Source organism: Candidatus Methanodesulfokora washburnensis, from assembly GCF_003947435.1.
GTDB classification, from domain to species: Archaea; Korarchaeota; Korarchaeia; order Korarchaeales; family Korarchaeaceae; genus Methanodesulfokora; species Methanodesulfokora washburnensis.
Map to the genome: position 1 here is coordinate 43,576 of NZ_RCOS01000027.1, position 8,805 is coordinate 52,380.

The 8,805-nt window shown below is 42.3% G+C and carries 10 protein-coding genes; 9 read left to right on the forward strand and 1 reads right to left on the reverse strand.

Annotated elements, in window-relative coordinates:
* Window positions 1-8: 8 nt before the first annotated feature.
* Window positions 9-677 (reverse strand): CDP-alcohol phosphatidyltransferase family protein, encoded by a 669-nt coding sequence (locus D6D85_RS01995; protein WP_161969632.1) that lies wholly within the window; start codon window positions 675-677, stop codon window positions 9-11.
* On the opposite strand from D6D85_RS01995, the gene D6D85_RS02000 reads away from it, so the two are divergent.
* The 9 genes from D6D85_RS02000 to D6D85_RS02040 all read left to right on the forward strand — a co-directional run.
* Window positions 668-1,411 (forward strand): RNA methyltransferase, encoded by a 744-nt coding sequence (locus D6D85_RS02000; RefSeq protein ID WP_125670409.1) that lies wholly within the window; start codon window positions 668-670, stop codon window positions 1,409-1,411. The genes D6D85_RS01995 and D6D85_RS02000 overlap by 10 nt on opposite strands.
* The gene (locus D6D85_RS02005; RefSeq protein WP_125670410.1) at window positions 1,383-1,907 is read left to right on the forward strand and encodes a 50S ribosomal protein L16; all 525 of its coding nucleotides are present in this window, start codon (window positions 1,383-1,385) and stop codon (window positions 1,905-1,907) included. Before D6D85_RS02000 ends, D6D85_RS02005 begins: the two co-directional genes overlap by 29 nt.
* On the forward strand, window positions 1,888-2,502 hold the full coding sequence (locus D6D85_RS02010) for an METTL5 family protein (RefSeq protein WP_125670411.1): 615 nt from the start codon (window positions 1,888-1,890) through the stop codon (window positions 2,500-2,502). The genes D6D85_RS02005 and D6D85_RS02010 overlap by 20 nt, the downstream gene beginning before the upstream one ends.
* On the forward strand, window positions 2,487-3,041 hold the full coding sequence (locus D6D85_RS02015; protein WP_125670412.1) for an exosome complex RNA-binding protein Csl4: 555 nt from the start codon (window positions 2,487-2,489) through the stop codon (window positions 3,039-3,041). Before D6D85_RS02010 ends, D6D85_RS02015 begins: the two co-directional genes overlap by 16 nt.
* A 22-nt stretch (window positions 3,042-3,063) precedes the next feature.
* Complete coding sequence (locus D6D85_RS02020) at window positions 3,064-3,636, forward strand: DUF2067 family protein (protein WP_161969633.1); 573 nt, start codon at window positions 3,064-3,066, stop codon at window positions 3,634-3,636.
* Window positions 3,637-3,924, forward strand: coding sequence for an RpoL/Rpb11 RNA polymerase subunit family protein (locus D6D85_RS02025; protein WP_125670414.1), 288 nt, complete (start codon window positions 3,637-3,639; stop codon window positions 3,922-3,924).
* A gap of 4 nt (window positions 3,925-3,928) precedes the next feature.
* Window positions 3,929-5,959, forward strand: a complete 2,031-nt coding sequence (locus tag D6D85_RS02030; RefSeq protein WP_161969634.1) for an STT3 domain-containing protein — start codon at window positions 3,929-3,931, stop codon at window positions 5,957-5,959.
* Window positions 5,960-5,983: 24 nt separating this feature from the next.
* A complete protein-coding gene (locus D6D85_RS02035; protein WP_125670416.1) occupies window positions 5,984-7,117 on the forward strand; it encodes a nucleoside-diphosphate kinase in 1,134 nt (377 codons plus the stop codon).
* A gap of 60 nt (window positions 7,118-7,177) precedes the next feature.
* On the forward strand, window positions 7,178-8,805 hold a 1,628-nt coding region (locus D6D85_RS02040; protein ID WP_125670417.1), incomplete at its 3' end, for a CDC48 family AAA ATPase.

Sequence of the window (8,805 nt, forward strand, 5' to 3'; positions counted from 1 at the left end):
CCAACAATTTATTCCTCTTTTCCCTTTGCTTCTTGTTTTCTGTATATAAATGGCCCTATGAATAGAATAAGGAGAGAGAGGATAGAAACAAAAGTGCATATCACATCCACTAAAGGATGAGGTGCGATGGATATTATCAGGGGAGGCAAAAACCTGAGATCCCACAAAAACCCACTTCCTGCAGTTTCCTTGGATCTGGGATACCTCAAGGGCACTAATGTCATTATAATCGATATTATCACTAGAGCAATTGGTATGCTCATACCTCCAAGCACAGGGGTTTCTATCAGAAGAGCTGGTATGAATGTAGGAGCGCCGTTGAAATGCCTCTCTCCTTTTGGCATCGATATCCTAATAGCACCTGCTATTATTAGAAGTACTGATGGAATCTGGGCAATAAAACCATCCCTCATCGATAGAAGGATTGCTGGGGCAATACACTGATTTACTCTATCCGTAAACCTGTCTAACATCTCTCCATGGGGGCTTTTGGCATTGAGAAGTCGGGCTACTGCTCCATCTAAATAATCCAAGAAGAGAGCAAAGAAGAAAAGTCTGGATGATAGCTCAAAATTTAGCTTTGCAGCTGATATGATCGACTCAAATGATGTGGCTAGCGCTGTAAGGGTTATAATATCCGGGATTATATACCTTCTGGTGCTACTAGATGCCGACATATCACGTGATCCTCGTTGAACCTGAGAGCTCATTAAATGTAGGTCTAGTTGCTAGGGCTATGAAAAACTTTGGCCTCAGGGACATGAGGATAGTTGCACCCATGTTTGAATCTTTTGAAAAAGCTTATGTAGCAGCGATGATGGCATCGGATGTGCTAAGAGAGGCAAAGATATTCAGCACATTGGAAGAGGCAATAAAAGGGATAGATGTAATAGTTGGGACGACAGCCAAGCCCTCCATAAGGGTGATATCCAGAAGAGCTGTCTCTTTAAGGGAGTTTGTTTCCGAGATCCGTGCTGATACTAGCTATGGATTTGTTTTCGGCAGAGAGTCAACAGGACTGACAAACGAGGAATTGGAGATGTGTGATGTTGTCTTGAATATACCATCATCCGAGGAATACCCAACGCTGAATCTATCTAACGCGGCATCCATAATCTTCTATGAGCTTTTTATCTTAAAGAAGGAGAAAGAGGACAGGTTATATGAACCTGTGCCAAGAGAAATCAGGGAGCTGATGCTGGAATCGATTAAAAATATAATAGAAATGACAGATCTTCCTGCTTACAAGAAAAGAAGGCTTTCCTCCCTCTGCAAGAGGATACTTGGGAGAATATATCCATGCGGTCTAGCGAGGGATGAGGCTATATATTTATTAGGTGCGTTGAGATCAGTGGAGGAGAAGTTGAGGAGAGTGGTGATCGATGTCGACCAGACCGGGAAGAAATTATAGGGCCTTGCAGAGACCCTATACAAGAAAGGAGTACATAAGAAGCATTCCACCAAGCAAGATAACGAAGTTCGTTCACGGAAATCCAGAGGGAGCCTATGATTACGAGATTAAGATTGTTGCAACTGCTAGCTTTCAAGTTAAAAGCAATGCGCTGGAAGCTGCTAGAATGAGCGTTCTATCCCAGCTTAGAAACTCTGTTCCAGAGGAATTCTTCCTCTTTAAAGTGGTGCCGTATCCTCATCAAGTGATAAGGAGGCATGCTCTTGCTGGAGTTCATAAAGCTGAGAGGCTTCAAAAGGGAATGAGGCTTGCCTTCGGAAAACCAGATGGAAGGGCAGCTAGGATAATGAAAGGGCAGGAGATAATGGTGCTCAGAGTGAGAGCACAGGATCTTGAGCTGGCAAAGGAGGCTATCAGAATAGGGAAATTAAAACTTCCTCATATGACCAAGGTCGTCGTAGAGAGGATAGCAGGCAATGAGAAGAAAGGAGCTTGAGATAATACTGCAGAAAATATCTCCACTTCCCAAGTATGACATCTGGTCTGAGCAGTATCAAACTCCACCAGATTTGGCATCTTTTATTTTATACACAGCTGTTGAAAAGGGTGACATAGAGGGTAAGAAAGTGGCGGATTTTGGATGTGGAAGTGGAATTCTTGCGATAGGTGCAGCGATACTGGGAGCTTCTGAAGTTATAGGGATAGATATAGATCCAGTCGCGATATCAGAGTCTAAGAGAAATGCAGAGATGCTTCAAGTTAGTGACAAAACAAAGTTTTTCCTAATGGATGTGAGGGATTTCAATATCGAGGTGGACACTGTGCTACAAAATCCACCTTTTGGCACAAAAAGGAGACATATGGATATAATATTTTTAGAAAAAGCACTATCAGTATCAAAAGTTGTGTATTCTGTTCACAAAGCTGGCAACACCGATTTTATAAGGAAATTTGTGGAGAGACTCGGAGGAGCTGTGGATGAGATATGGTTCTCTAGGATAAAAATTCCCAAGATTCATAAATTTCATTTAAGAGCTGTATATCCAGTGGATGTGGAGATATTCAGGGTGGTTAAATGGAAAGGATTGTAATTCCTGGAGAAAAACTAGGGGTAATAGAGCAGTATCTTCCAGGAGAGGGAACTTATCTGAACTCATCCGGAGTGGTGGTCTCCAACCTTCTTGGAGAAGCCATTTCTCAAAATAGAAAGATAGCAGTAAAGCCCGTTAGAGAGGTGAGATATCCACTTTCTGCAGGAGATATCGTGATAGCCATCATATGGAGCAGTGAAAGATCTCAATTTCTAGCAAAAATACTGGCTTTGTTCAAGCCAAAGGAATTGCTCCTCAAATCACTTATGTCAGCTATAATTCTGAAGAAAACCCCGGAGAACAGGGCAGCTCTGCCTGGAGATTTTGTTCTTGCAAAAGTTGAAAGCTTTATTGGAGGGGATATATATCTAACAATGACCGGTTCTACTGAGCTTGGGGTGATAAGTGCGATGTGTAGGAAGTGTAACGTTAAGCTTAATAGAGTAGGCTACACCTTGGTCTGTAACAAGTGTCAGCAGGTATATCTTGATAGAAAGATAAGTGATCATTATGGGCTTAATCCGTTCGAAAGAAGGTAATTTGAGGAGATCTGTTGTCTTGATGATAGATGAAGAGGATAGAGAGGACTTTCTGGAGTTTTTTGAGAGAGCAGCCTCCGGACTAGATTACTCATACAGACTTGATGAGAAAGGAAAACTTGTGATAGATATTTTTGGGGATAAATCATCCCAGAGATTTGCGGAGAGAAAGATAAGAAATGCATACAGGAATTTCTATATAATGAAAGATAGAAAAATGGGATTGAGAAGGTATCCTGTTGAGGTAATAGCAGAGCTAGCCGCAGGAGTCTCCATAGGTTTAGTGGAGAAATCTATAAAGCTTAAAGGAAGAAAGCTGGAGAGAAGAAAGGATGTGCTAATAACTGATCTTGAGCCGGATGAGATAACGGATATGATAAATGAACTCAGATACTCTCTTGATGAGATAAGGCCCTTCGTCAAGCAGAAGATGGTGAGGGAGGTATTAGTATTAGCATCTTTTATATCTGGAGTTAATGTCGTAGACATGATGGAAAAAGCAATTGATTTAGGCTTGATAGAGGAAGTTAACGGCATCTATTACCTGAGGAAAAATCCGGATGAGATTATAAGAATGCTGGTAGGAGGTGATTGAGTGGAGCTGAAGATAGAAAAAAAGGAGAAAAATCTCCTATCAATAAGAGTTTATGGGGAGACATATACCCTCTTGGACCCGCTGACAGATGTCCTCTTGAGAATGGATGGTGTTGAGTTCGCTGGATACGATGTACCGCATCCTCTTAAAGAGGAAGGTGTTCTCACTGTCAGAACAAGAGATGGAGTATCCCCAGATAAGGTGATCTTAGAAGCCTTAAACAAGCTGAAAGCAGAGTTTGGAAAGATAAAACCGGATGTGGAGCAACAGCTCAAGAAAGTTGGGTGATCTTATGGAGAAGAAGTATTTCAACATAATTTTTGATGTGGTATCCCTTTTAGCATCATATATAATAGGAGTTTACCTGAGAATTCTCCCTATATTCACCTATGGAGTTCATCTAACAGCTGATGATCCCCTGATTCACTATTGGGTCACGAAGTATCTGCTGGAAAACGGGAGATTGCCGACGTATAATGCCTTGGCATGGCATCCTTGGGGATATGATCCGGAGAAAGTACTTCCGGATCTTCACTACTATATCTCAGCCTACCTGTACAAGATAGTAACTACGATACATAGCATTGATCTCTACACTTTTGTGGTTTTAATGCCAGCATTCTTTGCTCCTCTTGTTGTCATACCCCTATATCTGCTTGTAAAGGAGCTCTGGGGAAGGTGGCCGGCATTTTTCACGTCAATAGGAGTCATCACATCCTGGGCTTATATGAGCAGGACCACAGCTGGATTCTTCAGGCATGAACAGATAGCAATACCATTTCTCACAGCATCATTCTATCTCACAGTTAAGTCCATGAGGGAGAGAGATCTGTGGAAATCTGTGGTGCTCTCCGGTTTCAGCGGCCTGTTTTTGGCAGTATCTGCTGGAACATGGGCTGGATTTAGGCAGCTATATGATGCATATCCTCTGATGCTTTTCATCTTCATGCTCTTCAGAAGAGCTGAGCTAAAAGATGTCATATCACTTGGGCTTCCACCTGTTTACGTGCTTTTGGCATCCATATCAATTCCATCTCTTAGCTCAAGATCGGTTTTGATATCGATGGAGTCCACATTTGTATGGGCTGTTTTAGTTGCATCAATACTGTATACTATATTTCAGAAGTATAGAAAGGAAATTGATGCTAGGATTCCAGCAGCTGGAGGCTTTTTAGCAGTTCTCCTTTTCTTCTTCCTGACAGGAACTTATGCACCTCTGACTGGAAGGCTCCTAAGAGTGGTATTTCCTGGAGTAAAACTTCCTCCTGGAAATGTAGTTGAGACAGTAGCTGAGCATGCTCCTGGATCTGTCCTAGGATACTTTAACTACCTTCTAATTCCAATAGCATTCGGTCTCTCTTTGATGGCTTGGGAGATGTGGAGAGACAAGACTCATATTTTTATAGTAATAAATGCTATCATAAGCCTGTACTTTGCTGAAAGCATAACTAGGTTACCGCCTCTTGCAGCTCCATTTGCTGGATTGGGTATTGGATATATCACGATGAAGATAGTTGAATTAACAAAATCTAGAGCAGAATCAGCTAAAAGAATATCAAAACTTCTTAGCAGGAAGGGAAAATCCTCAAGAAGGAGAATTTTGTCTAATTTCATGCTTCCAACGCTCTTAATAGCTCTGCTGCTTATTGCTCCCATATTCGCCTCAGCATACCTCTCATATGAAGCCTCGAGGACATATCCTCTTGGGTTTGAAGAGGGCTGGGAAAAAGTATTTTCATGGTTGAAAAACAATACAAAAAACGGCACTGTTGTTGTATCTTGGTGGGATTATGGGTACTGGATACAGCTCGGTGCCTCTAGGGTAACATTAGCAGATGGTCTTACGATAAACAGCAGCCAGATAAGGGAAATAGCATATGCATTTTCTGGAAACGAGGAGGACATGTTGGATCTGATGATGAGATATAATGCAAGCTATGCAATAGTAAACGTTATTCCCATGGCTGGAGGTGGTGAAATAGATATTGGATATGACATTGTTAATAAAAGAATAAGTATCGAACCTACAGGAAAATGGCAGGCAATATTTTGGATAGCACAGAGATTTACCTATAGTCCATTCAGGGATCCATATGATTACTATCGGTATGATCTTCAAAAATATTTTACAATAGATCAAACTGAACAGGTAGTTTATCCTACACGAATATTTCTGAATACAACACTTTGTAAAATGGCTCTATCTCCATTTACAAACAGCTCCATATATTTCAGACCAGCTTATATCTGGGGTCCTGTAATAGTCCCCCTTGGTAGGGAATATAAGCTAGCTTATGTAGTAGTAGCTGGGATAAAAGAATAACTTAAGGAGATTTGGTGATAGCCAATGATAACAGGGAGAGATCCATTATCCTTCTTTTATAGGGAAGATCAGCTTGAAAATGAGGTTTACAGCAAACTTAAGGAGATGTTAGAGGCAGAGGCAGATCCCGGACAGATAAAAATGCTCCCCAAAATATCCTTTGCGATGATAAAGCCGGATGCTTACTTGAGAGGGCTTGCTCCTACTGTGATCAGCAGACTCGAGGAGGAGGGCTTCCACGTTGCAAAATTCGATGTAAGGAAGATGAAGAGCAGGGAGATAGATGAGCTCTACATGTTTGTCAAGAATAAATACAGGGAATCTTGGTGGATAATGCCCAAGGTCTTCAGCATGGCACCGGTTGTTCCCATGATACTGACAGGAGATACAATGGGATTCGATCATCTATCAGAAAGACTAAGGGAGCTTATAGGACCCACCACTCCAGATGCAGGCAGGCCTGGAGGCATGAGATATGACCTTAAGGGGGCAAACAGAGTTCTCAACATAATTCATGCATCTGATGACCCAGCTTCTGCTCTAAGAGAAGCTTTAGTCTTCTTCTCCTTGGAAGAAATACTTGATGTTTTAAGCGGTGGATTTGAGCCATTAGATGTGGAAAGTAGGGAATTCACGCCAGAGGAGCCAATGGATCTCAGAAGGTGGAGGGTATTTAATGAGATAAAACTTGAGGCAGCTGACCTGTTGGAGCAGGGAAGACAGGATATTCTCTCCCTTCTGGATAAAGAAGCTGAGATAGTGGAAATGGATCTGCCTATAGATGAGGAGAGAGAAAGCCTTATGGAGATAGAGAGAGCAATCTCCGCAAAGGCAGAGAAAATAAGGAGAGAGATCCTGAACTCAGCTGTAGTAGAGGCTAGATCTCCAGCAGATATAGGGAGAAAGATCTCATTCTCTGAAAGGATGGAGGAATCCCTCGTCTCCCTCAGGATAATAGAGTTATTAAGCGATGAGGAGAAACTCTCCAGATACAAAAACTTCGACTTTCTATTGCTAAAAGGAATCTCAGCTGGAATAATAACGGAGAACTATCAAGAGGTAGTGGCTCATAGCACATGGGCAGTAGCACCTCAAATGATGGCAGATCTGAAGAAGGTTGGGAAAAAACCAATAACAATATTAGAAGCTACTAAATAACGAAGAAGGTATTAAAAGCTCCTAATTTCTTGAGAAAATGAGGTTGAAGAGGGGCCTAGAATGGAAGAGAAAAACAAGGAGATAGTGCTTATTGTGGAGGATATAATAAGGCAAAGCGATTTTGGAAGAGGAGTGGTTAGAATAGATCCTGAAGCTATGAACGAGCTTGGTATAAAGAGCGGTTCTTATGTAAGGCTAACTGGTTCGAGAGTAACTGTGGCTAGAGCCCTTCCATCTGTGCCGATGGATTACGGGACAAGGCTGATAAGGATGGACAAGTTAATAAAGGGAAATGCAGGAGTCAAGACAGGAGACAAAGTAAGAGTAAAGAAAGAGGAGATAGTTGAGTTAAGCAAGGTTGTACTAGCACCTCAGGATAAAATGGTGAGATTCGGGGCAGATTTCCCTAAATGGGCTAAAAGCAAGCTTATGGACATGGCTGTCACTAGAGGGGATCTAGTCTACATACCCACATTTCAGAAGTTTGTTCCATTAATTGTGGTGAGCACTAGTCCTAGGGTATCCGGAAGAATAGGACAGGAGACTGTCCTAGAGATAAAGGAGCAACCCGCTGAGATGGAGAAAGTAGAAGTTCCAATGGTGACATACAGCGACATAGGAGGGTTAAAGGAAGCCATACAGAGGATAAAAGAGATGGTAGAACTCCCTCTAAAGAAGCCAGAGCTGTTCAGGCATCTTGGAATAGAGCCTCCAAAGGGAGTCCTCCTTTACGGACCTCCTGGAACTGGAAAGACATTGTTGGCAAAGGCAGTTGCAAATGAGAGCGGTGCAAACTTCATAAGCATAAGCGGTCCTGAGATAATGAGCAAGTTCTACGGGGAGAGCGAGAGAAGACTGAGAAAGATATTCGAAGAGGCTGAGAGAGATGCACCCAGTATAATATTCATAGATGAGATAGACTCGATAGCTCCGAACAGAAATGAGGCAATGGGGGATGTGGAGAGAAGGGTAGTTGCCCAGCTTCTCTCCCTGATGGACGGACTCAAGTCAAGAGGGGATGTCATAGTTATAGGAGCGACAAACAGGCCAGATGCAATAGATCCAGCCTTAAGAAGGCCGGGAAGATTTGACAGGGAGATAGAACTACCAGTTCCTGATAAGGAGGCCAGAAAGGAGATACTACAAATTCACATGAGAAATGTCCCTCTTGCAAAAGATGTAAAGATAGATGAGATAGCAGAAATAACACACGGTTTTGTAGGAGCGGATCTTGCAGCTCTGGTAAGAGAGGCAGCAATGGCGGCTCTGAGAAGAGTTCTTCCAAGTATAGATGTAGATGCAGAATCTATTCCATTAGAGGTTCTGGAAAAGCTCAAAGTCACAAGAGAAGACATAAATGAGGCATTAAAAATGGTTCAACCGTCTGCACTCAGAGAAATAGCGGTAGAAGTCCCTGAAGTGAGATGGTCTGACATAGGGGATCTGGAGCAAGTCAAGAAAGAACTAAGAGAGCTTGTGGAACTTCCATTTAAGAGACCAGATGCATTCAAAAGACTTGGAATAGAGCCTCCAAAGGGAGTCCTCCTTTACGGACCTCCTGGAACTGGAAAGACATTGTTGGCAAAGGCAGTTGCAAATGAGAGCGGTGCAAACTTCATAAGCGTTAAAGGACCTGAGATAATGAGCAAGTGGGTTGGAGAGAGCGAGAAAGCGATAAGGGAGATATT